General features: G+C 66.9%; 1 pseudogene. It reads left to right on the top strand.

The window, feature by feature from the left end:
- Nucleotides 1-598, top strand: a pseudogene (locus ACWGPE_RS18755) (S9 family peptidase); the annotation flags it as partial.

The following is a 598-nucleotide window of genomic DNA, read 5'->3' on the forward strand; positions in this document are numbered from 1 at the left end:
GAGCTGTTGCAGTGGGAGCCGCGGACGGAGACGCTGCGCTCCATCGTCACCTTCGACGGCCGTGACTACACGATGGGGCTGTACCCCATCACCGTCACCCCGGACGGCACCGGCATCTGGATCGGCTCCAACGACGGCACCGACAGGACCCGCATTGTGCGCGTCGACGTCGTCACCGGCGAGCAGACCCACGTCGACAGCCATCCGGTCTACGACGTGGACACCCGGGCCAGCGTGTTCACCACGCTGGCCGAGCCGCTTATCCTGGACCGGCGCACCGGCGATCTGCTCGGGGTGCGGTACCTGTTCGAACGTCAGGTGATTCAGCCGCTGGATCCGCACTTCGCCGCGGTGCTGGCGAACCTGGAGAAGCTGTCCGATGGCGACGTGAACGCCCTGAGCTCCGACCTGACCGGCCGACGCTGGGTGGTCAGCTTCACCCACGACCGCGAAGCGGGGATGACCTACCTCTACGACCACGACACCGGGGAGAGCCGGCTACTGTTCGGGTCGCATCCGCAGCTGGATCCCGGGGTACTGGCATCGATGGAACCGGTCACCATCCGTTCGCGCGACGGGCTGGATCTGCACGGGTATC

This window comes from Agromyces sp. NPDC055658 (genome assembly GCF_053618155.1).